Origin of the sequence: Ottowia sp. (assembly GCF_035325765.1) — a bacterium.
In the GTDB taxonomy this organism is placed as follows: domain Bacteria; phylum Pseudomonadota; class Gammaproteobacteria; order Burkholderiales; family Burkholderiaceae_C; genus Ottowia.
The window spans coordinates 1-22,666 of the sequence record NZ_DAOKZG010000002.1 but is presented as its reverse complement, the minus strand read 5'-3'; the positions used below and the strand labels follow the sequence as shown (position 1 = coordinate 22,666).

The window sequence follows — 22,666 nt, the reverse complement described above, 5'->3', positions numbered from 1 at the left end:
GTCGCGGCCTGAGGAGACGTCGCTCAGCTGCCGCCCAGGCGCGCCCAGATCGTGAACGCGCCGAGCATCAGAAAAATCATGGCGACGATTGCTGCCCCCCGCGCTGCCCGGCTGAAGGTGCCCTCGACCTGCGAGGGGGGCAGCACCGACAGCATGCAGGGCTGACGCAGCAGTGAACCGCCGGGCGCGAGACCAATGCGCCACGGCGCCACCGTCACCTCGCTCGCCGCGACTGGCGTCCCGTCGGCCCGATCGACCTGGCCCAGCACGAACAGGTCGCTGCCCGGCACGATGATCTCCTCTGCATAGCGGTAAGGGTTCTCGCAGTGCAGTTCACCGTTGCGGATGCTGTAGTTGCGGACCTTGCTGCTGCGCCGTGACAGCAGCTCCCCGCGGCGCATCGGTGGATTGCGTTCCTGGGGTTCGGGGCCCGGGCCTTCCCATTCGCGTACCTCGCTCGGCACCACCAGCGAGATTCCCGTGGGCTGAACGGAGCAGCAGAGCAGGCCCTCCGCGCACTGGATGGGCTGATCGGATACCTCATGGCGCTGCTCGCGCCAGACTGCCTCCTGACGGACTTCCCGCTCGCCATCACTGTCACGCCGCTCGGTGAACTCGATGCCGGCTTCCCAGATGCGGATCCGCCACCATACGCAAGGCCGACCCGTAAACGGCGACTCCAGCATGGGGCCCCGGGCCTTGCCCTGCACCAGATGGTAGCCGGGCGTCAGGTTCGCCATGGCCACCGGTTGCTGGTGCCGCAGCGGTCGGGAGATCCAGAACGCACCCGCGGCCATCAGCGCGAACACCGCTCCCATGATGATCGCGACCGCCAGCACAATGACATACAGATCGTGGTCGAAGCCGCGCACCCAGGCGACAACGGTTTGCAGCAGCGCGCCGGGATCAAGCGTCTGGAGCCATTCCATCCTGAACCCTCCCTGATTTCCTGCGGGAATGTGTGGCCGCGCGCATGTCGCATGCCAGCATCCCGCTCGCAATTGCGTGCCGCATGTTCCGGCTGCCATTGTGTGCAGCGCTGGACAGGGCGGCAAGCCCAGGCCGGCGTGCTGCGCATGGGCGTCACGCCGCACGTCTTTTGCCGCGACGACCTACAATCCCCGCCATTCCCCAAGGAGCGTTGCAGCGGGCTGGTGCGGTGACCAGCGCGTCAGGCTTGGGGCTCCATCCAGACATTGGTCAACGGCGCTCACCTGATTCCTGTACCCAGGTGAGAGCATGAGTCCCGCCACCGCCATTCCCCCGATGCGCCTTGCCGGCCTGGAGCCGCTGACGATTGGCGAGGGGTCGCTGTTCGTCAACATCGGCGAGCGCACCAACGTCACTGGCTCGGCCGCGTTCAAGCGCCTGATCCTGGCCGGCCAGTACGGCGAGGCACTGGCCGTGGCGCGCCAGCAGGTCGAGAACGGCGCCCAGATCATCGACGTCAACATGGACGAGGCGATGCTGGACGGCGAAGCCGCGATGGTCACCTTCCTCAAGCTGATCGCCAGCGAGCCCGACATCGCGCGCGTGCCGGTGATGATCGACAGTTCCAAGTGGAGCGTGATCGAGGCCGGGCTGCGCTGCCTGCAGGGCAAGGGCATCGTCAACTCGATCTCGATGAAGGAGGGCGAGGAGGAGTTCAAGCACCACGCGCGCCTGCTCAAGCGCTACGGCGCCGCCGCCGTGGTGATGGCGTTCGATGAAAAGGGCCAGGGCGACACCTTCGAGCGGCGCATCGAAATCTGCCAGCGCGCCTACCGCATCCTGGTGGACGAAGTGGGCTTCCCGCCCGAGGACATCATCTTCGACCCCAACATCTTCCCGATCGGCACCGGCATCGAGGAGCACGCGAACTACGGCGTCGACTTCATCGAGGCGACGCGCTGGATCAAGGCCAACCTGCCGGGCGCCAAGGTGTCGGGCGGGGTCAGCAACGTGTCGTTCAGCTTCCGTGGCAACGACCCGGTGCGCGAGGCCATTCACACGGTGTTCCTGTACCACGCGATCCGGGCCGGGCTGGACATGGCGATCGTCAACGCCGGGCAGATCGGCGTCTACGACGAACTCGACCCCGAGTTGCGCGAGCGCGTCGAGGACGTGGTGCTGAACCGCCGCGCCGACGCCACCGAGCGCCTGCTGGAGATCGCCGAGAACGCCAGGGGCGCGGCACGCGACGACAGCAAGCGGCTGGAGTGGCGCGGCGGCAGCGTGCAGGAGCGCATCACGCACGCGCTGGTGCATGGCATCACCGACTTCGTGGTCGAGGACACCGAGGAGGCCTACCGGCAGATCATCGCCCAGGGGGGCCGGCCGCTCGGCGTGATCGAGGGGCCGCTGATGGAGGGCATGAACGTGGTCGGCGACCTGTTCGGCGCCGGCAAGATGTTCCTGCCGCAGGTGGTGAAGAGCGCGCGCGTGATGAAGCAGGCCGTGGCGCACCTGCTGCCCTACATCGAGGCCGAGAAGGCGGCGCTGCTGGCTGCGGGCGGCGAAGTCCGGTCGCGCGGCAAGCTGGTGGTCTGCACCGTCAAGGGCGACGTGCACGACATCGGCAAGAACATCGTCACCGTGGTGCTGCAGTGCAACAACTTCGAGGTCACCAACATGGGCGTGATGGTGCCGGCGCACGAGCTGCTGGCCAAGGCCAAGGAAATCGACGCCGACGCGGTGGGCGTGAGCGGCCTGATCACGCCCAGCCTGGAAGAGATGCAGCACGTGGCCAGCGAGATGCAGAAGGATCCGTGGTTCCGCGAGCGGCAGATCCCGCTGCTGATCGGCGGCGCGACTACCAGCCGCGTGCACACGGCCGTGAAGATCGAACCGAAGTACGACGGCCCGGTGATCTACGTGCCCGACGCCTCGCGCAGCGTGCCGGTGGCGCAAAGCCTGCTGGGCGAACAGCGCGAGAGCTTCATCGCCGAGACGCGCGCCGACTACGCGCACCTGCGCGAGCTGCACGCGCGCAAGAAGAAGCAGCCGATGTGGACGCTGGCGCAGGCGCGCGCCAACAAGACGCGCATCGACTGGACGCACTACACGCCGCCGGTGCCGAAGTTCATCGGCCGGCGGGTGTTCGAGCACATCGACCTGGCCGAGCTCGCGCGCGTGATGGACTGGACCCCCTTCTTCCAGACCTGGGACCTGGCCGGCCACTACCCGGCGATCCTGAGCGACCCCGTGGTGGGCGAGGCGGCGACCCGGGTGTACCAGGACGCGCAGAAGATGCTCAAGGACATCATCGAGCAGCGCTGGCTCACCGCCAACGCCGTGGTCGGCTTCTGGCCCGCCAACACCGTGCGCGACGACGACATCGAATTCTACGCCGACGAAGCGCGCCGCGACGTGGTGCTGACCTGGCATGGCCTGCGCCAGCAGACCGAAAGGCAGGAAGACGCCGAGGGGAAGCTCCGACCGAGCCGCTGCCTGGCCGACTTCATCGCCCCGCGCGGCGCGGACGGGACGCCCGTGCGCGCCGACTACATCGGCGCCTTTGCCTGCACCGCCGGCATCGGCGCGAAGGAGCGGATCGCCGCCTTCGTCGCCGCGCACGACGATTACAGCGCCATCATCCTCGAGGCCTTGTCGGACCGCCTGGCCGAAGCCTGCGCCGAATGGCTGCACCAGCGCGTGCGCACCGACCTGTGGGGCTACGTGCCGCACGAGGCCTTCACGCGCGAGGAACTGATCGCCGAGCAGTACCAGGGCATCCGCCCGGCGCCGGGCTACCCCGCCTGCCCGGACCACCGCGTCAAGGCGCCGCTGTTCGAGCTGCTGGGCGCGCGCGAGATCGGCATGGAAGTCACCGACAGCTTTGCCATGTCGCCCGGCGCCAGCGTCTGCGCCTTCTACTTCAGCCACCCGGACAGCACCTACTTTCGCGTTGGCGCGATCGACGACAGCCAGGCCCAGGACCTGGCCACGCGCAGCGGCGTGGCCCTGGCCGAAGTGCAGCGCGCGCTGGCGCCCAACCTGAGCCTGTGAGCCGATCGGGGCGAGCCCGCGCCACGCGGCGCCCCGCCTGCGTCACGCGCACGTGAAGCCGATGGAAGAAGCGCATTCGGTTCGCGGGGTGCTCCCCGCCTCCCGTGGCGTTCCGCGCCCGGAGGGTCCACTTCGCGCACGCGAGCGCGAGCGCGAAAGCGCGGCTGCGGCATGCGCCGCCTGCCACGCACCCCATCTTCCGCCAGCGCCGGGCGCGCACCGGATGGTCATCGGCGGCTGGGTGCAAGGCCGGCGCGAACGACACGCTCCAGACCCAGGGCGGTCCCGGATTCCCGCGCCTGCGCGGATCGTGCTGTCCGCCATCCGGGCTTCTCCCGTGCACTTCGCGTGCTTTCGGGCCCGTTGCGCCCGGCAGTTCCCCGTGCGCGCCAAGGCCACGCCATGCACCGCCCTCCGGCGTGCGCACAAAAGCACCGACAATAGGGCGTTTCATTTCCATGCGCGCCTGCGCGACCCGCATGTCCAACACCATCCTGCAATCCCTTCCCGCCGGCCAGAAGGTCGGCATCGCCTTTTCCGGCGGCCTGGACACCAGCGCCGCACTGCTCTGGATGCGCCAGCGCGGCGCCATCCCCTACGCCTACACCGCCAACCTGGGCCAGCCGGACGAGGACGATTACGACGCCATCCCGCGCAAGGCGCTGGAGTACGGCGCCGAGCACGCGCGCCTGGTCGACTGCCGCGCACAGCTCGCACACGAGGGCATCGCGGCACTGCAATGCGGCGCCTTCCACATCCAGACCGCCGGCGCCATCTACTTCAACACCACGCCCATCGGGCGAGCCGTCACCGGCACCATGCTGGTGAACGCGATGCGGGAAGATGACGTCAACATCTGGGGTGATGGCAGCACGTTCAAGGGCAATGACATCGAGCGCTTTTACCGCTACGGGCTTCTGGCGAACCCCGCGCTGAAGATCTACAAGCCCTGGCTCGACCAGCGTTTCATCGACGAGCTGGGCGGCCGCAAGGAAATGTCGGAATTCATGCAGAACGCCGGTTTTGACTACAAGATGTCAACCGAGAAGGCCTATTCGACCGATTCCAACATGCTGGGGGCGACGCACGAGGCAAAGGACCTGGAGTTTCTCGACAGCAGCATCCGCATCGTGAATCCGATCATGGGCGTCGCCTTCTGGAAGCCCGAGGTCGAGATCCGGCCCGAGGAAGTGCGCGTGCGCTTTGACGAGGGCCAGCCGGTCGCGCTGAACGGCCAGGAATTCACCGACCCGGTGGAACTCATGCTGGAGGCCAACCGCATCGGCGGGCGCCACGGCCTGGGCATGAGCGACCAGATCGAGAACCGCATCATCGAGGCCAAGAGCCGCGGCATCTACGAGGCCCCGGGCATGGCGCTGCTGCACATCGCCTACGAGCGGCTGGTCACCGGGATCCACAACGAGGACACGATCGAGCAGTACCGCATGAACGGCCTGAAGCTCGGGCGCCTGCTCTACCAGGGGCGCTGGTTCGACTCGCAGGCCATCATGCTGCGCGAATCCAGCCAGCGCTGGGTGGCGCGCGCCGTCACGGGCGAGGTCACGCTGGAACTGCGCCGCGGCAACGACTACTTGATCCTGAACACCGAATCGCCCAACCTGACCTACGCGCCCGAGCGCCTGTCGATGGAAAAGGTGGAGGACGCGCCCTTCAGCCCGCTGGACCGCATTGGCCAGCTCACCATGCGCAACCTGGACATCACCGACACGCGTGGCAAGCTGGCGATGTACGCCCGCAGCGGCCTGCTCGAGCTCGGCACCGGCTCCATGCTGCCGCAGCTCGGGCACGCGTCGGACGACGCGCGGTAGGGGTCGGCGCGAACAATCCGTTACCACGACCTGCGGGCAAATCCCGATGGGCGTACCCGTGGTGTGCGGTTACATTTCACCCATCGGTGCCGCGCAGATGGACGCGCACAAGGGGCCGAGGAGACCGACTGCAAGCTGCGATCGACAACAAGACACCAGACCGGATGGCACAAGCACCATCCGCATCCATGCAAGACATGGTTCCGGGGCGCCTGCTGCAGGCGCCCTTTTCATTGCCCGTCGCATCGAACGGCGCTACGCCCGGCGCATCCGGGACATCGCGCTCTTCGCTATCATCCGCATAGCGCCTGGCGCAATGTCTTGCGCTGCCAGGCACTCATGGAAGCCGGCAAGGGTTGGCGACAAGGCGCAGTTCACCGGTACGGTGGACCCACGCCGGGGCCGCGCAACAAGGCCGATGGCTTCTTGGCGGCTCGCCACCAGTGGCTGGCAGCGTGACACCCTGGACCAACAACGACAACAACAACGCGCATGGACCTGCTGATCGTCGCCGCGGCTTCGCTGCTGGCCGGGCTGGTGGACTCGATCGTCGGCGGCGGCGGCCTGATCCTGGTGCCTGCCCTGTTCGCGACCTACCCTGCCGCCGCGCCGGCCACCCTGTTCGGCACCAACAAGAGCGCCTCGGTCTGGGGCACCAGCATCGCCACGGTGCAGTACGCACGGCGCGTGCAGCTGCGCTGGCGCGTGCTCGGCCCCGCGGCACTGGCGGCGCTGGTCGGCTCGTTCTTCGGTGCCTGGGTCGTCACCGTGATCGACCCCGACTTCCTGCGCAAGCTGCTGCCGCTGATCCTGCTGGCGGTGCTGCTCTACACGCTGGCGCGCAAGGACCTCGGGCGCGTGCATGCGCCACGCCACACCGGCCGGCGCGAGATCTGGCTGGCCTGCGCCATCGGCGGCGTGATCGGCTGGTACGACGGCTTCTTCGGCCCCGGCACCGGCAGTTTCTACATCTTCCTGTTCGTGCGCCTGCTGGGCTACGACTTCCTCAACGCCTCGGCCGCCGCCAAGCTGCTGAACGTGGCGACCAATGTCGCCGCGATCGCCCTGTTCGCCGCCAAGGGCCACGTGTGGTGGCAGGTCGGCGCCGTGCTGGCCGTCGCCAACGTGGCGGGCAGCCTGGTCGGCACGCGCCTGGCACTCAAGCACGGCGCGGGCTTCGTGCGCGGGGTGTTCATCGTGGTCGTCGGTGCGCTGATCCTGAAGACCGGCTGGGACGCCTTCCTGCGCTGAGCGCTTCAGCGCGCGCGCCAGGCAGCGATGGCGGCCGGCAGCGAATGCGCCTGCGGCAGCAGCAGGTCGAGCAGGCCGCCCAGCACGACGGCGGCCAGCAGCGCGCCGAGCAGGGGCTTCCAGGTCAGGCGCAGGGCGGCGGCCAGCCAGCCCTCGCGCTCGACCCGCACCACGGTGCGCGCCGCGGTCCACGAGAAAGCCACTTCCAGCGCCACCGCCAACAGGGCCTCGGAGCCGAAGTAGAGCAGCAGCAGCGAGCCGGCACCGAGCAGCGCCGCCAGCACCAGCCCGAATACGGCCAGCACCGGGATCACCACCACCGCGCCCTCGTCGGCGCTGGCGGCCACGTCGAGCGTGCCCGAGGCGGCGTCGCCCAGCGTGGCGCCGTCGGCCAGGGCCTCGAAGGCGCCGCTGGCACCGCCGCCGCCGAAGTCGCCCCCGCCGCCGCTCGCAAGGAGATCGTCCGCGCATCCCGGTTCGCCGCCACCGCTCCAGCCCGGATCGATGTCGGGATTGGCAGCGTCGCGCCGCTCGTCCGGCTGCAGCAGCACGCCGGCCCACAGGCGCAGCAGGCCCAGGTAGACGAGATAGCCGGCACCCAGGGCCAGGGCGTAGCGCAGCGCCAGCGAGGACACGCCCCAGCGCATCAGCAGGGTGGATACGGCCCAGGTCGCGAGCAGGGTGAGCAGGCCCATGAGCCAGCCGTGCAGCCACAGGCTGCGGCGCGAGCGCAACTGGCGCACCAGTTCGCCCTCCAGCACGCGCACGCTGCGGAAGCTGGAACGGCGGGCCGCGCGCCGGCGCCGAGCCGCGCGCGCCTCGGTGCTGCCGTTCACGCCACGACCACCGGCACGCGCGGCGCCAGAGCGCACATCAGCTCGTAGCCGATGGTGCCCGCGGCCTGCGCCACCTCGTCGATCGGCAGCACGGCGCCGCTGCTGGAGTGCCCCCACAGCGTGACCTCGCTGCCGAGCCGCGCCTGCGGCAGCGCCTCGAGGTCGACCGCCAGCATGTCCATGCTGACGCGTCCGAGCGTGCGCGTGCGCACGCCGTCCACCAGCACCGGCGTGCCGGTGCCGGCGTGGCGCGGATAGCCATCGGCGTAGCCACAGGCGACGACGCCATAGCGCAGCGGACGCTCCGCCGTGAAGGTGGAGCCATAGCCGATGCTCTGCCCGGCGTCCAGCGTGCCCAGCGCGATCAAGCCGGCATTCAGGCTCATGGCCGGCTGCAGCCCCCAGTCGGCCGCGCTGTGCAGTGGATGGTCGGGCGATCCACCATAGGCGGCGACGCCGGGGCGCACCCAGTCGGCGCGCACGCTCGCATCCTGGCCGTGGCGCAGGGTGGCCGCGCTGTTGCAGACGCTGCGCTCGCCCGCCAGGCCCTCGGTGACCCGCTGGAACACCGCCCATTGCGCCGCGATGCCGCGCGCGCCATCGGCGTCGGCGAAGTGCGTCATGTGGGTGATCTCGGCCACCTGCGGCAATGCCTGCAGGCGGGCATGGACCGCGCGGTAGCGCGCGGGTGCGAAGCCGAGCCGGTTCATGCCGGAATTGAGCTTGAGGAACACATGGTGCGGCACGTGCGTCTTGTGCAGCGCGAGCCAGTCGACCTGTGCGTCGCAATGCACCGTGTGCCACAGCGCAAGGCGCGAGCAGGTCTCCAGGTCGCGCGGCTCGAACGCGCCTTCCAGCAGCAGGATCGGCCCGCGCCAGCCGAGGGCGCGCACCCGCTCCGCCTCGGCCAGGTCGAGCAGGGCGAAGCCGTCGGCCCCGCGCAGGCCCTCGTAGGCGCGCTCGATGCCATGGCCGTAGGCGTTGGCCTTGACCACGGCCCAGAGGCGCGCGCCCGGTGCCGCTGCGCACAGGCGCGCCAGGTTGTGGCGCAACGCGGCCGTGTGGATGGTGGCCTGGATGGGGCGCGGCATGGCAGGACGGGCAGGAGCAAGGGAGCGCCCATTCTGGCATCCCTACAGGGCAACGCACCCGCGGCGGCCCCTGGGCTGCGTGCTATAACGCCTGCGACTTCGCTCATCTTGTTGCATCACGGCAGTCGTCGTTGGCTCACGCTCCATGAAGCGCGGCTTCTATACCATCATGGCCGCGCAGTTCTTCAGCTCGCTGGCCGACAACGCCCTGTTCGTCGCTGCGGTGGAGTTGCTGCGTGCCGGCGGCACGGCGGAGTGGCAACACGCCGCCCTGGTGCCGATGTTCGCGCTGTTCTACGTCGTGCTGGCGCCCTGGGTCGGCGCCTTCGCCGACTCGCGACCCAAGGGCTGGGTCATGTTTCTCAGCAACGCGATCAAGATCGCCGGCTGCGCCCTGATGCTGTTCGGGGGCCACCCGCTGCTCGCCTACGCCATCGTCGGCCTCGGAGCCGCGGCCTATTCGCCCGCCAAGTACGGCATCCTGACCGAACTGCTGCCGCCGTCGATGCTGGTCAAGGCCAACGGCTGGATCGAGGGCCTGACCATCGCCTCGATCATCCTGGGCGTGCTGCTGGGTGGCCAGCTGGTGGGGCCCGACCTGGCGCCCGGCCTGCTGGCCCTGGGCGTGCCGGGCATCCGCACGCCCGCCGAAGCGGCGATCGCGGCGGTCGCGCTGGTGTACGGCATCGCCGCCATCATCAACCTGTGGATCCCGCGCACCGGGGTGAAGATGCGGCGCCTGCCGCGGCGCGCCATGTGGCTGCTGCTGCCCGACTTCTGGCGCTGCAACCGGCGCCTGTGGCGGGATCTGCTGGGCCAGATCGCGCTGGCCACCACCACGCTGTTCTGGGGCGTATCCGGCAACATGCGCTACATCGTGCTCGCCTGGGCCGCGGTGGCGCTGGGCTATGGCACCACCGACGCCGCCAACCTGGTGGGCGTGGTGGCGCTGGGCACGGCCGCCGGGGCAGTGGCGGCCTCGATGCGGGTGCGCCTGGATCGCGCCACCGCGGTCATCCCGCTCGGCCTGCTGATGGGCGCACTGGTGATGGCGATGGTGCTGGTGCGCGAGTTGTGGGTGGCCGTGCCGTTCCTGATCCTGCTGGGTGCCCTGGGCGGCTACATCGTGGTGCCGATGAATGCGCTGCTGCAGCACCGCGGCTACAACCTGATGGGCGCCGGCCGCTCGATCGCGGTGCAGAACTTCAACGAGCAGAGCTGCATCCTGGCCCTGGGGGCGCTCTACAGCGGCGCCACCGGCGCGGGCCTGCCGGCGTTCGGCGCCATCGTCCTGTTCGGCGCGGTGGTGGTCGCCGTGATGGCGCTGATCGCCCTGTGGCACCGCAGCAACCACCGGCGCTACGCCGGCGACCTCGAACGCCTGCTGGAAATCGCGCGCAGCGACCGACTGCACCGCTGACTTCCATGGACACGTCCGCCCGCCCAGCGCTGCCGGCGCTGGCCCTGCTGTTCAACGCCACGGTCTGGGGCCTGGTGTGGCTGCCGTTCAAGGCGCTGCAGCAGCTCGGCCTGCACCCGCTGTGGGCGACGGCGCTGATCTACCTGGCCGCGCTCGCCGGCCTGCTGCTGTGGCGCCCGCGCAGCCTGCGCCACCTCGCGCGCCAGCCGCATCTGCTGGGCCTGGCGCTGGCCGCTGGCCTGACCAACGTGTGCTTCAACTGGGCCATCACGGCGGGCGACGTGGTGCGCGTGACCCTGCTCTTCTACATGATGCCGGTGTGGTCGATCGCCCTGGCCTGGCCCCTGCTGAACGAGCGGCCTACGCCGATGGCACTGCTGCGCGTGGTGCTGGCCTTGGGCGGCGTGCTGCTGGTGCTGCATCGTCCGGGCACGGCCTGGCCGCTGCCGCGCGAACTCGCGGACTTCCTTGCGCTCGCGGGAGGCTTCTGCTTCGCCGTCACCAACATCCTGGTGCGCCGCTGGCGCGACACGCCCGAGGAAGGCCGCGTGCTGTCGATGTTCCTGGGCGGCCTGACGGTGGCCACGGCGCTGGCCTTCAGCGGCGCCGGCGGCCCCTGGCCCGGCCTGCAGCCGGCCTGGCTGCCCTGGGTGCTGGGCGTCGGGGCGGCCTTCGTCGCGGGCAACCTGGCGCTGCAATACGGCGCCGCGCGCCTGCGCGCCGCCGTGACCGCCCTCATCATGCTGACCGAGGTGCTGATCGCCACCCTCTCGTCGTCGCTGCTCGGCGCCGCACACCCGACGCCGGTGGTGTGGCTGGGCGGCGGGCTGATCGTGCTGGCGGCGGCGCTGGCGGTGCGGCGCGGGTAGAGATCGACCCCCGATGGCGCTGCGCGCGCCCCCTACTTCGGCGCGCGCGCGCAGGCCCAGCCAGGTGGCACCTGGTCGGCCGCCAACGCGCGTGCCAGCGCGTCGCTGCCCTGCTCCTCGGCCAGCCGGTCGGCCGCGGTGTAGAGGATCTGCTCTTCCTTCGGGTTGTGGATCTGCAACTGCTTGAACAGCTCGCGGCAATCGTCCTGCAGCGACTCGGGCGCGCTGCTGGCGGCGCAGGCCGCCCTGAGCTGCTCCAGCAGCGGCCACATCAGGCCGTGCTCGCGCTGCATCACGAACACCGGCATGGTCAGGCCCTCCGCCTCCAGCGGCGGAAACAGCACCGCCTCCTCGGTGTGGATGTGCAGCCGCAGCAGCTCCAGCGCCTCGGCCAGCTCGGCCAGTCCGCCGCTGCCGTCGAAGATGCCCTTGATGCCGCGGTCGATGCGGCGGTGTTGGTCTTCCAGCAATTGCGCGGGGGTGGCGTCGGTCATCCGGCAGGCTCCAGGCAGAACAGGTGCGCCCTCCCAGCGGGGCGCTGGCCGCAACGTAGCACAGGAGTGCAAAGGCCGGTCGCGAGCAGGGCGATCGCGGCCTCTACTTCCCGATGCAGAAGCGCGCGAAGATCACGCCCAGCAGGTCGTCGGCGCTGAACTCGCCGGTGATCTCGCCCAGCGCGTGCTGCGCCAGGCGCAGTTCCTCGGCCAGCAGGTCGAGCGCCGGCTCGGCGTGCAGGTGCGCGGCGGCGTCCTGCAGGTGCGCGCCCGCGCGCGCCAGCGCCTGCAGATGGCGCGCGCGCGCGATGAACAGGCCTTCGCCGCTGCCGCCCTGCCAGCCCGCCAGATCGAGCAGGCGCTGGCGCAGGGCCTCCAGGCCGGCGCCGGTGCGCGCCGACAGCGCCAGGCCATCGGGCGGCACCACGGCATCGGGCGCCAGATCGTGCTTGTTCCAGAGGTGCAGCACCGGCACGCCGGCGGGCAGGCGCTCGGCCAGGCTGCGCGCGATCGCTTCCTCGGCGCGGGCGTAGCCGGCCGCGTCCTGGCGCGTCAGGTCGTGCAGCCAGAGCACGGCGTCGGCGTCCTCGATGTGGCTCCAGGCGCGCTCGATGCCGATGCGCTCGACCTCGTCGCCGGCCTCGCGCAGGCCGGCGGTGTCGATCACGTGCAGCGGCACGCCCTCGATCTGGATGGTCTGGCGCACGACGTCGCGCGTGGTGCCGGCCACCGGCGTGACGATGGCCAGTTCGGCCCCGGCCAGGGCATTCAGCAGGCTGCTCTTGCCGGCATTGGGCTGGCCGGCGATCACGACCTGGATGCCCTCGCGCAGCAGCGCGCCCTGACGTGCCCGCGCGCACAGTGCCTGGAGCTGCTGCTGCAGGCGGGCCAGGCGCCCGCGCACGTCGTGCGCGGCCAGCACGTCGATCTCTTCCTCCGGAAAGTCGAGCGTGGCCTCCACCAGCATGCGCAGCTCCACCAGGGCGTCGCGCAGGGCGTGGATCTCGCGCGAGAAGGCGCCGGCCAGCGAGCGACTGGCCGAACGCGCGGCGGCTTCCGTGCTGGCGTCGATCAGGTCCATCACCGCCTCGGCCTGCGCCAGGTCGAGCTTGTCGTTCAGGAAGGCGCGTTCGGTGAATTCGCCCGGCCGCGCCAGGCGCAGGCGCGGCAGGCGCGGCGTGCCGCGCTCAGGGTCGATTTCGCCCGCGGCCTGCAGGCAGCGCGCCAGCAGCAGTTGCAGCACCACCGGACCACCGTGCGCCTGCAGTTCCAGCACGTCCTCGCCGGTGTAGGAGCGCGGCGCCGGGAAATACAGCAGCAGCCCATGGTCGATGGCGCTGCCGTCGGCCTCCAGGAACGGCCCGTAGTGGGCCTGGCGGGGCGTCGGCAGGCGCCCCGTGAGCGCATGCGCCAGCGGCGCCAGGTCGGCGCCGGAGACGCGCACGATGCCGACCGCGCCGCGACCGGGCGCGGTGGCAATGGCGACGATGGGGTCGCGCGCGGGTGTGGCAGGCGGGCGCAGCATGCGCGCAATGGTAGCCCGGCCAGATGCCAGCGCGGCCTGGCCCGGACGGGCTCCGTCACGCCGGCATCAGTTGTCGATGTCGCTACGCGTCACTCGAATCGAATCGCATGAAACGACACCCCTTCCAAAGGCCGCGGAGCAGGCCATGCCAGTGCACCCGTGACCAGGGTTCCCCTGGGCCGAGCCTGACCAAGCAGGGCAATCGGCTGCGCGTGAGCGCTTGGCCCGGCTGTCATCGAGGCGGCGGGCGCAGCCGGGTTGAACACCCGGCGAGCACGGCAACGACGAGGGCGGCCGGGCCAGGCACTCACCCGAAGGGCCGCAGCCTGAGCCGACGCATGACGGCGTTGCGCGCCTTGCCAAGGCCTCCAGCATTGGCTGCGGCACGCGCCTTGTCCTGCGCCGGCGCAGACTGCGGCGCGCGGTCGATTGCCCTGCTTGGTCAGGCCTTGTGCGTCCCCCTTACAGGGGGATGGAGCGCAGCGACACAGGGGGTGTCACTTGATGGTCGTCCAGATCGCCTGCAGGCGGTCGTCGGCGCGATGCGGCGTGCTCACGCCCTTGCGCATGGCCCAGGGCCGGATCTGGTCGTGCAGCGGCAGGAAGCCGTAGTCGTCCTTCACGATCTGCAGCGCCTCGTGGATCATGGCCGTGCGCTTGGCGTCATCCATCTCGGTCTTGATCTGCTGGATCAGCGCGTCCACCTTGGGGTTGCTGTAGGCGCCGGCGTTGAAGTTGCCGGCCGCGCCCCCCTTCGGGTCGGGCGTGCTGATCAGCGAGTCGAGCGAGTACAGCGCGTCGAAGGTCGCCACGCCCCAGCCCAGCATGAAGATGCTGGTGTCGCGCTTGGGATACTTGAGCGCGTGGATCGACATCGGGTTGAGCTGCAGCTTGGTCTTGACGCCGACCTTGGTCCACATCGCGGTGATGGCCTGGCAGATCTGCTCGTCGTTGACGTAGCGATCATTCGGGCAGTCGAGCTGGACCTCGAAGCCGTTCGGGTAGCCGGCCTCGGCCAGCAGCTTCTTCGCCGCCTCGGGATCGTACTTGGATGCCCGCGCGCCCAGCTCCGGCGTCCAGCCGTTGACCATGTCGGCGATCATGGTGCCGGTGGGCTTGCCCAGGCCACGCATCACGTTGCGCTCGATGGTGTCGAGATCCACCGCCTGGTAGAGCGCCTGGCGCACGCGCTTGTCCTTCAGCGGGTTCTTGTCCTTCACGCTGCCGTACAGCAGCTGGTCGCGCGCCTGGTCGAAGCCCAGGAAGATGGTGCGGTTCTCCGGCCCCTCGACCACCGTGATGTTGGGATCGCGCTTGATGCGCTCGAGGTCCTGCACCGGCGGGTCGACCACCACGTCGACCTGGCCCGAGATCAGTGCCGCCGAACGCGTGGCGGCGCTGGTGATGGGCGTGAACACCACCTCGTCGACGTTGCCCTTGGGCTGGTCCCACCAGGTCGGGTTTGCCTTCAGCGTGGTCTTGGTGTCGGGCTGCCAGGCCACCAGCATGAAGGGGCCGGTGCCGTTGGCGTTGCGCGAGGCGTAGTTCTCCTCCTTGGCGCCGAAGTTCTGCGCCGTGGTGGTCTTGTTCTTCTCGGCCCAGGCCTTGTTCATGATGCGCGCGTCGGTCAGCTCGCGCAGCACCGTCGGGCTGGGGCCCTTGAGGATCAGGTCGACCGTGTGGTCGTCGACCTTCTGCGCTTCCTTGACGCTCTGCACGTAGGCCGTCATGTTGGACGGCGGCGTCATGGCGCGGGTGATGGAGAACACCACGTCGTCCGCCGTCAGCGGCGCGCCATCGTGAAACTTGACTCCCGGGCGCAGCTCGAAGCGCAACTGGGTCGGCGAGATGAAGGTCCACTTGGTGGCCAGCGCCGGCTCGACGTCGTACTTGTCGTTGTAGCGCACCAACGCCTCGTACACCATCTGCTGGTAGGTCAGCGTGGTCTGGTGGTTCTGCGCGTGCGGATCGAAGGTCAGGATGTCGTTGGCGCCGGCCACGCGCAGCGTGGCCGCCCCCACCGGTTGCAGCAGGGCCAGCGCGCAGGCGGCGATCAGTCCCAGCTTGGGCAGCGTGTGTCTCATGGGTCTCCTTCGGTTGTGGATGGATCGAGAACGACCATGGTACACAAGCAGGCGGGCCGCCCCGAGGCGGCCCGCGGCGCCGGTGCAGGCCCGGGGCTCAGGAGAACTTCGGCAAGTGGAACTTGGGCGGCACGCCCATGCGCGTGTTGATCACCCACTGCTGGGCGATCGACAGGATGTTGTTGGTGATCCAGTAGAGCACCAGGCCGGCCGGGAAGAAGAAGAACATGACGCTGAACACCAGCGGCATCAGCCACATCATCTTGGCCTGCATCGGGTCCGGCGGCAGCGGGTTGAGCGAGGTCTGCAGCAGCGTCGTCAGCGTCATCGCGATCGGCAGGATGAAATAGGGGTCGCGCGCCGACAGGTCGTGGATCCAGCCGATCCAGGGCGCGCCGCGCATCTCGACGCTGGACAGCAGCACCCAGTAGAGCGCGATGAAGACCGGGATCTGGACCGCGATCGGCAGGCAGCCCCCCATCGGGTTGACCTTCTCCTCGCGGTACATGCGCATCATCTCCTGCTGCATCTGCTGCGGCTTGTCCTTCAGCCGCTCGCGCATGGCGGTGATCTTGGGATTCAGCGCCTTCATCTTGGCCATGCTGGCGTAGGCCTTGGCATTCAGCCAGTAGAAGGCGAGCTTGAGCAGCACCACCAGGGCCACGATCGACCAGCCCCAGTTGCCGATCACGTGCTCGAGCTGGTCGAGCAGCCAGTACAGCGGCTTGGCGAGGATGGTGAACCAGCCGTAGTCCTTGACCAGTTCCAGCCCGGGCGCGATGCCCTCGAGCATCTTCTCCTCCTGCGGGCCGACGAACAGGCGCGTCGCCACCGTGGCGCTGGCGCCCGGGGCCAGGCTGGCCACCGACGTGATCATGCCGGCCGCGTACAGGTTGCCGCCCGCCTTGCGCGCGAAGTTCTCGCGCTCGATGCCCGAGCCCAGCAGCCAGGCGCTGGCGAAGTAGTGCTGCACCATCGCCACGTAGCCGTCCGGCGCCTCGCGCACGAATTCGGCCTTGTCCTTGGCGATGTCCTTGAAGTCCACCTTCTGGTAGCGCTTCTCCTCGGTATAGAAAGCCGGTCCGGTGAAGGTGGAATAGAAGCTGGTGGCGCCGGGCGCGCTGCTGTCGTCGCGCACCAGCTGCAGGTAGAGCTTGGGCTGCAGCGGCGCGCCGCTGGCGTTGATCACCTCGTGCGCGACGTCCATCACGTAGGAGCCGCGGTGCAGCGTATAGGTCTTGACCAGGCGCAGCCCACCCACGTCGGCCGATTCGAAGCGCAGCACCAGCTGGTCGGCCCCGTCGGGCAACTGGCGCTCGCCCTGGAACGTCATGGGCGTCTTGTGGTTCGGGAACGCGCCGCCGATCAGGCCCGACTGCGCCTGGTAGACGTGCTCGGGACTGGTGTCGAGCAGCACCACCGGCTGGTCCGACTGGCCCTGCTCGGGGTACTTCAGGAACTCGCTGCGGATCACCGCGCCACCCTCGGTGTCGAACACCAGCTTGAGCACGTCGGTGCGCACCTCGATGCGTTCGCGCGGCATGGTGAGCGCGCCTTCGGGCACCGCCTGCGGGCTGGTTGCCGCCGTGGCGGTCGGCATGCTGGGCGCCGTCGTGGCCGGCGCGCCGGCAGCCTGGCCGCCTGCCGGCGCCTCGGCGGTCGCGACCGGGGTGGAGCGCGGAAAGAAGGTGGCCGAGCGCCCGTTGTGCACCTGCCACTGATCCCAGAGCATGATCAGGGAAAAGGCGAAGATCACCCAGAGGATGGTGCGGCGGATGTCGTTCATGTCGGATCGGAGGGGGAGCGGCCGGGCACGCGGTTCACGCCAGGCAGCCGGGAGAACAGGCCAGGCGCCGCGTCAGGCACCGGATCGAGGCCGCCCGCGCACCAGGGGTGGCAGCGCGCCAGGCGGCGCACGGCGAGATAGCTGCCCGCCGCCGCGCCGTGGCGCTCCAGCGCCTCCAGTGCGTAGCGCGAGCAGGTCGGCTCGAAGCGGCAGGCCGAGCCCAGCCACGGCGACAGCAGCAGCCGGTAGCCGCGCACCAGGGTGATCAGCAGGCGCTGCATCATGGCCGGGCCTGCGCCAGCAGCTGCTCCAGCTCGGCGCGCACGGCGCGCTTCAGCGCGCGCGAGCTGGCGCTCGGGAAGGCGTCGACCGGGAAGGCGGCGCGCAGGCGAATCAGGTGGGCGCCCGGCAGCGCCGCCAGCCGGGCTGCCCCCAGCGCATGCACTTGCCGTCGGATGGCGTTGCGCGTCACCGCGCGCCGCGCCCAGCGCTTGGGCACCAGCGCGCCCAGCCAGGGGCCCTGCGACGCCGTCGACCCGTCCGCCGGCACCGGTTCCTGCAACCGGTGCCAGGCAAAGTGCGGGGTGCGCGCCACCGGCCGCTCGGCCAGCAGGGCCTGGAACTGCGCGCGCGTGCGCAAGCGCTGCATGGCGCTCAAAGCGGCATCACGGCGTCGCCACCGGCACCCGGCCATCGGCTGCGCGCAGGCGGGGTTCAGGCGGCCAGGCGCTTGCGGCCCTTGGCGCGGCGTGCGTTGATGACGGCGCGGCCGCCGCGCGTCTTCATGCGCACCAGAAACCCGTGCGTGCGAGCACGGCGCGTCTTGGAAGGCTGGTAGGTACGTTTCATGGTCGTGGTCCCGTCGGTGAATCTGGATCAAGGGGGGTCTTTCGGGTCCGGCGTGCCACCGGCGCCGCGCCGCGGCGTCGCGGCCTCCTCGCGGCCTGATACCCAGACCCCGGCGCCGGCAATCCCGGCGTCCTCGCGTGGCGGCCGTGGCCCAGCCCAAAGAAGGAAAACTCCCGATTATCGCAAATCGCGGCGTCCGCGCCAAGAAGCTGCCGGATGACGGCCCGGGCGGGCGCGATCCGCCGCTCCGGCGCGCGTCCGCGCGCGTGCGATTGCGCTTGTGGACAACTCCCCGGTTCACTACAATGGGCGGCCGCTGGCGTTGCCATTTATCCACAGCGCGCGCCGGGTTCCACCCGCAGCCGTGCAGCCCTTCCTCCCGATGCCCGAAGTCCATCCCAACCTGTGGTCGAATTGCCTTGAATCGCTGGCGCGCGAATTGCCCGAACAGCAGTTCAACACCTGGATCAAGCCGCTCACGGCGCACGCCGATGACCCTGCCGGGCAACTGACGCTGGCGGTGGCCAACCGGTTCAAGCTGGACTGGGTGCGCGCGCAGTACGCCAACCGCATTGCCCGCGTGCTGGAGCAGATCCACGGCGAGCCGGTCCATCTGGAGTTAGTGCTCGCACCCAGGGAAACTCCCTCCAGCACTGGATTCAGGCCGCCCTTGGCGGTCGCAGAGTCGGCGCCAGAACCCGCCCCGGCCAGCGCCGCGCCGGTCCCGCCGGCACCCACCCGGGTCGCATCCCCGACGGCCATGCCACGCAACCGACTGAACAGCGCCCTGTCCTTCGACACTCTGGTCGAGGGCTCGGCCAATCGCATGGCGCGCGCCGCCGCGCTGCACGTGGCGAGCGCGCCGGGCCAGCTCTACAACCCGCTGTTCATCTACGGCGGCGTCGGCCTGGGCAAGACGCACCTGATGCACGCCGTGGGCAACCGGCTGCTGGCGGACCACCCGGACGCGCGGGTTCTCTACATCCACGCCGAGCAGTTCGTCTCGGATGTGGTCAAGGCCTACCAGCGCAAGACCTTCGACGAATTCAAGGAGCGCTACCACTCGCTCGACCTGCTGCTGATCGACGACGTGCAGTTCTTCGCCAACAAGGACCGCACGCAGGAGGAATTCTTCAATGCCTTCGAGGCGCTGCTGGCCAAGAAGTCGCACATCGTGATGACCAGCGACACCTATCCCAAGGGCCTGACCGACATCCACGAGCGCCTGGTGTCGCGCTTCGACTCGGGCCTGACGGTGGCGATCGAGCCGCCCGAGCTGGAGATGCGCGTCGCGATCCTGATCAACAAGGCGCAGGCCGAGGGCAGCACCATGCCCGAGGAGGTGGCCTTCTTCGTCGCCAAGAACGTGCGCTCCAACGTGCGCGAGCTGGAGGGCGCGCTGCGCAAGATCCTGGCCTATTCGCGCTTCAACCAGCGCGAGATCTCGATCCAGCTGGCGCGCGAGGCGCTGCGCGACCTGCTCTCCATCCAGAACCGCCAGATCAGCGTCGAGAGCATCCAGAAGACGGTGGCCGACTACTACAAGATCAAGGTCGCCGACATGTACAGCAAGAAGCGCCCGGCCAGCATCGCCCGCCCGCGCCAGATCGCCATGTACCTGGCCAAGGAGCTGACGCAGAAGAGCCTGCCCGAGATCGGCGAGCTGTTCGGCGGGCGCGACCACACCACCGTGCTGCACGCGGTGCGCAAGATCGCCGGCGAGCGCCAGCAGCTGACCGAGCTGAACCAGCAGCTGCACCTGCTGGAGCAGACGCTCAAGGGTTGATCCCGGATCCGGATCCAGGCGGATGGCACGCGTCCCCCGCCAGCCTGGCGACCGGCTGGAAAAAGCAGCGACAATAGGCGATTTGCCACGCCCTGACCGCGCGCGCGGAACGGGTGTCCGCGGTGCGCGCCGCCGCCCCATTCATTCGGCCCAGAAGACCAAGAGGAAGACATGATCGTCCTGAAGACCACCCAAGACAAGCTGCTGGCTGCGCTTCAGTCCGTGTCGGGCATCGTCGAGCGGCGCCACACCCTGCCGGTGCTGGCCAACGTGCTGCTGAGGAAGAACGGCAGCACGCTGCAGTTCACCACCAGCGACCTGGAAATCCAGATCCGCACCAGCGCCGAACTGGGCGGCGACAGCGGCAGCTTTGCCACCACGGTGGGCGCGCGCAAGCTGATCGACATCCTGCGCACCATCGCGCCGACGCAGACCGTCAGCCTGGAGTCGCAGCAGTCCAAGCTGGTGCTCAAGAGCGGCAAGAGCAAGTTCACGCTGCAGACCCTGCCGGCCGAGGACTTCCCGCTGGTGCAGGAGGCCCCCAGCTTCGGGCCGGCCTTCCAGGTACCCGAGCGCACGCTCAAGCAGCTGCTCGACCAGGTCGCCTTCGCCATGGCGGTGCACGACATCCGTTATTACCTGAACGGCATCCTGTTCGTGGCCGAGGGCCGGCAGCTCTCGCTGGTCGCCACCGACGGCCACCGCCTGGCCTTCGCCAGCGCGACGCTGGACATCGAGGTGCCCAAGCAGGAGGTGATCCTGCCGCGCAAGACGGTGCTCGAGTTGCAGCGCCTGCTGTCGGACGCGGCTGCGCCGGAGGGGCAGGCGGCGCCGATGATCGAGTTGCAGTTCGCCAGCAACCAGGCCAAGTTCAGCTTCGGCGGCATCGAGTTCGTCACCAAGCTGGTGGAGGGCAAGTTCCCCGACTACAACCGCGTGATCCCGAAGAACCACCGCAACCAGCTCACCCTGGGACGCGCGCCGCTGCTGGCCAGCCTGCAGCGCACCGCCATCCTGACGAGCGAGAAGTTCAAGGGCGTGCGCCTGAACTTCGAGCCCGGCACGCTGCAGATCGCCTCGAGCAACAGCGAGCAGGAAGAAGCCGTCGACGAGCTCGACATCGATTACGAGGGCGACGCGATCGAGATCGGCTTCAACGTCACCTACCTGATCGACGCGCTGTCCAACATGAGCCAGGCCGACATGGTGCGCATCGAGCTGCAGGACAGCAACAGCTCGGCCCTGGTGACGCTCCCGGAAAACCCCGACTTCAAGTACGTGGTGATGCCGATGCGCATCTGACATCGCCCCTGTTCCAGGAGCGTGCCATGCATCAAACCCGCCCCTGACGGCGGGTTTTGAGCTTCAATAGATGGAAAGTGAATCGATGACCGAACCCAATCCGACTCCCGAAACGCCGCGCGCCGGGGCTCCCGGCGGCTACGGCGAGGGGGCGATCCAGATCCTCGAAGGCCTGGAGGCGGTGCGCAAGCGGCCCGGCATGTACATCGGCGACACCAGCGATGGCACCGGCCTGCACCACCTGGTGTTCGAGGTGGTCGACAACTCGATCGACGAGGCGCTGGCCGGCTACTGCGACGACATCGTCGTCACCATCCACTCCGACAACTCCATCAGCGTCACCGACAACGGCCGCGGCATCCCCACCGGCGTGAAGATGGACGACAAGCACGAGCCCAAGCGCTCGGCGGCCGAGATCGCCCTCACCGAACTGCACGCCGGCGGCAAGTTCAACCAGAACAGCTACAAGGTTTCGGGCGGCCTGCACGGCGTGGGCGTGTCCTGCGTCAACGCGCTGTCGTCCTCGCTGCGCCTGGTGGTGCGGCGCGACGGCAAGAAGCACGAGCTGAACTTCAGCCGCGGCGTGGTGCAGGATCGCCTGATCGAGACCGTGAACGGCGTCGAAGTCTCGCCGATGCGCATCACCGGCGACACCACGCAGCGCGGCACCGAGGTGCGCTTCCTGCCCGACACCGAGATCTTCCAGGAAAACCAGGACTTCCACTATGAAATCCTGGCCAAGCGCCTGCGCGAGCTGTCCTTCCTGAACAAGGGCGTGCGCATCCGCCTGGTGGACGAGCGCACCGGCAAGGAAGACGACTTCTCGGGCGCCGGCGGCGTCAAGGGCTTCGTCGACTTCATCAACGGCAGCAAGAGGGTGCTGCACCCCAACGCCTTCCACGCCAGCGGTACGCGCCCGGCCGAGAGCTATGGCGGCCTGCCCGGCACCGAGATCGGCGTCGAGGTCGCGATGCAGTGGAACGACGGCTACAACGAGCAGGTGATCTGCTTCACCAACAACATCCCGCAGCGCGACGGCGGCACCCACCTGACGGGCCTGCGCGCGGCCATGACGCGCGTCATCAGCAAGTACATCGCCGACAACGAGCTGGCCAAGAAGGCCAAGGTCGACGTGTCGGGCGACGACCTGCGCGAAGGCCTGGTGTGCGTGCTCAGCGTCAAGGTGCCCGAGCCCAAGTTCAGCAGCCAGACCAAGGACAAGCTGGTCTCCAGCGAGGTGCGCGCGCCGGTCGAGGACATCGTGGCCCGCACCCTGACCGAGTTCCTGGAGGAGCGGCCCAACGACGCCAAAATCATCTGCGGCAAGATCGTCGAGGCCGCGCGCGCGCGCGAGGCCGCGCGCAAGGCGCGCGAGATGACGCGGCGCAAGGGCGTGCTGGACGGCTTCGGCCTGCCCGGCAAGCTCGCCGACTGCCAGGAAAAGGACCCGGCCCTGTGCGAGATCTACATCGTCGAGGGCGACTCCGCCGGCGGCAGCGCCAAGCAGGGGCGCGACCGCAAGTTCCAGGCCATCCTGCCGCTGCGCGGCAAGATCCT

The 22,666-nt window shown here is 69.3% G+C and carries 18 protein-coding genes and 1 riboswitch; of the genes, 8 read left to right on the top strand and 10 right to left on the bottom strand.

Features of this window, described 5'->3' with window-relative positions:
• Window positions 1-23: 23 nt before the first annotated feature.
• Window positions 24-929: a hypothetical protein gene (locus tag PKA16_RS01000; protein ID WP_324399497.1), complete on the bottom strand. Its 906-nt coding sequence runs from the start codon at window positions 927-929 to the stop codon at window positions 24-26.
• A gap of 198 nt (window positions 930-1,127) precedes the next feature.
• Window positions 1,128-1,219, top strand: a riboswitch (S-adenosyl-L-homocysteine riboswitch).
• Between the two features lie 47 nt (window positions 1,220-1,266).
• Here PKA16_RS01000 and metH point away from each other — a divergent pair.
• The 3 genes from metH (at window position 1,267) to PKA16_RS00985 (ending at window position 7,067) form a co-directional block, all read left to right on the top strand.
• On the top strand, window positions 1,267-3,987 hold the full coding sequence (gene metH, locus PKA16_RS00995) for a methionine synthase (protein ID WP_324399763.1): 2,721 nt from the start codon (window positions 1,267-1,269) through the stop codon (window positions 3,985-3,987).
• A gap of 479 nt (window positions 3,988-4,466) precedes the next feature.
• Window positions 4,467-5,816, top strand: a complete 1,350-nt coding sequence (argG, locus tag PKA16_RS00990; RefSeq protein ID WP_324399495.1) for an argininosuccinate synthase — start codon at window positions 4,467-4,469, stop codon at window positions 5,814-5,816.
• Between the two features lie 492 nt (window positions 5,817-6,308).
• Complete coding sequence (locus tag PKA16_RS00985; RefSeq protein ID WP_324399493.1) at window positions 6,309-7,067, top strand: TSUP family transporter; 759 nt, start codon at window positions 6,309-6,311, stop codon at window positions 7,065-7,067.
• Between the two features lie 5 nt (window positions 7,068-7,072).
• Here the strand turns inward: PKA16_RS00985 and PKA16_RS00980 are convergent, their stop codons facing one another.
• Window positions 7,073-7,903, bottom strand: coding sequence for a hypothetical protein (locus PKA16_RS00980; RefSeq protein ID WP_324399491.1), 831 nt, complete (start codon window positions 7,901-7,903; stop codon window positions 7,073-7,075).
• The gene (gene alr, locus PKA16_RS00975) at window positions 7,900-8,994 is read right to left on the bottom strand and encodes an alanine racemase (RefSeq protein WP_324399489.1); all 1,095 of its coding nucleotides are present in this window, start codon (window positions 8,992-8,994) and stop codon (window positions 7,900-7,902) included. Before alr ends, PKA16_RS00980 begins: the two co-directional genes overlap by 4 nt.
• A 145-nt stretch (window positions 8,995-9,139) precedes the next feature.
• Here alr and lplT point away from each other — a divergent pair, with 145 nt between their 5' ends.
• Together lplT and PKA16_RS00965 are read left to right on the top strand one after the other, a co-directional pair.
• Window positions 9,140-10,414 (top strand): lysophospholipid transporter LplT, encoded by a 1,275-nt coding sequence (lplT, locus tag PKA16_RS00970; protein WP_324399487.1) that lies wholly within the window; start codon window positions 9,140-9,142, stop codon window positions 10,412-10,414.
• A 5-nt stretch (window positions 10,415-10,419) separates the two neighbouring features.
• Complete coding sequence (locus PKA16_RS00965) at window positions 10,420-11,283, top strand: DMT family transporter (RefSeq protein ID WP_324399485.1); 864 nt, start codon at window positions 10,420-10,422, stop codon at window positions 11,281-11,283.
• 32 nt (window positions 11,284-11,315) lie between these two features.
• Here the strand turns inward: PKA16_RS00965 and PKA16_RS00960 are convergent, their stop codons facing one another.
• The 7 genes from PKA16_RS00960 to rpmH all read right to left on the bottom strand — a co-directional run bounded on the left by PKA16_RS00960 (window position 11,316) and on the right by rpmH (window position 18,021).
• Window positions 11,316-11,777, bottom strand: a complete 462-nt coding sequence (locus PKA16_RS00960) for a hemerythrin domain-containing protein (RefSeq protein WP_324399483.1) — start codon at window positions 11,775-11,777, stop codon at window positions 11,316-11,318.
• A gap of 103 nt (window positions 11,778-11,880) precedes the next feature.
• On the bottom strand, window positions 11,881-13,302 hold the full coding sequence (mnmE, locus tag PKA16_RS00955) for a tRNA uridine-5-carboxymethylaminomethyl(34) synthesis GTPase MnmE (RefSeq protein ID WP_324399481.1): 1,422 nt from the start codon (window positions 13,300-13,302) through the stop codon (window positions 11,881-11,883).
• Window positions 13,303-13,799: 497 nt separating this feature from the next.
• Window positions 13,800-15,386 carry an ABC transporter substrate-binding protein gene (locus tag PKA16_RS00950; RefSeq protein ID WP_324399479.1) on the bottom strand — a complete coding sequence of 529 codons (1,587 nt, stop codon included), beginning with the start codon at window positions 15,384-15,386 and terminating at the stop codon, window positions 13,800-13,802.
• A gap of 97 nt (window positions 15,387-15,483) precedes the next feature.
• The gene (yidC, locus tag PKA16_RS00945; RefSeq protein ID WP_324399477.1) at window positions 15,484-17,172 is read right to left on the bottom strand and encodes a membrane protein insertase YidC; all 1,689 of its coding nucleotides are present in this window, start codon (window positions 17,170-17,172) and stop codon (window positions 15,484-15,486) included.
• The gene (gene yidD, locus PKA16_RS00940; protein WP_324399475.1) at window positions 17,169-17,456 is read right to left on the bottom strand and encodes a membrane protein insertion efficiency factor YidD; all 288 of its coding nucleotides are present in this window, start codon (window positions 17,454-17,456) and stop codon (window positions 17,169-17,171) included. The genes yidC and yidD overlap by 4 nt, the downstream gene beginning before the upstream one ends.
• Entirely contained in the window at window positions 17,453-17,821 is a 369-nt protein-coding gene (locus PKA16_RS00935) for a ribonuclease P protein component (protein WP_324399473.1), read from the bottom strand. The genes yidD and PKA16_RS00935 overlap by 4 nt, the downstream gene beginning before the upstream one ends.
• 65 nt (window positions 17,822-17,886) lie before the next feature.
• Complete coding sequence (gene rpmH, locus PKA16_RS00930) at window positions 17,887-18,021, bottom strand: 50S ribosomal protein L34 (RefSeq protein WP_028820859.1); 135 nt, start codon at window positions 18,019-18,021, stop codon at window positions 17,887-17,889.
• Window positions 18,022-18,403: 382 nt separating this feature from the next.
• Between rpmH and dnaA the strand changes: the two genes are divergently transcribed.
• The 3 genes from dnaA to PKA16_RS00915 form a co-directional block, all read left to right on the top strand.
• Window positions 18,404-19,807, top strand: coding sequence for a chromosomal replication initiator protein DnaA (gene dnaA / locus PKA16_RS00925; protein WP_324399467.1), 1,404 nt, complete (start codon window positions 18,404-18,406; stop codon window positions 19,805-19,807).
• A gap of 171 nt (window positions 19,808-19,978) precedes the next feature.
• Entirely contained in the window at window positions 19,979-21,109 is a 1,131-nt protein-coding gene (gene dnaN, locus PKA16_RS00920) for a DNA polymerase III subunit beta (RefSeq protein ID WP_324399465.1), read from the top strand.
• Between the two features lie 85 nt (window positions 21,110-21,194).
• On the top strand, window positions 21,195-22,666 hold a 1,472-nt coding region (locus tag PKA16_RS00915), incomplete at its 3' end, for a DNA gyrase subunit B (RefSeq protein WP_324399463.1).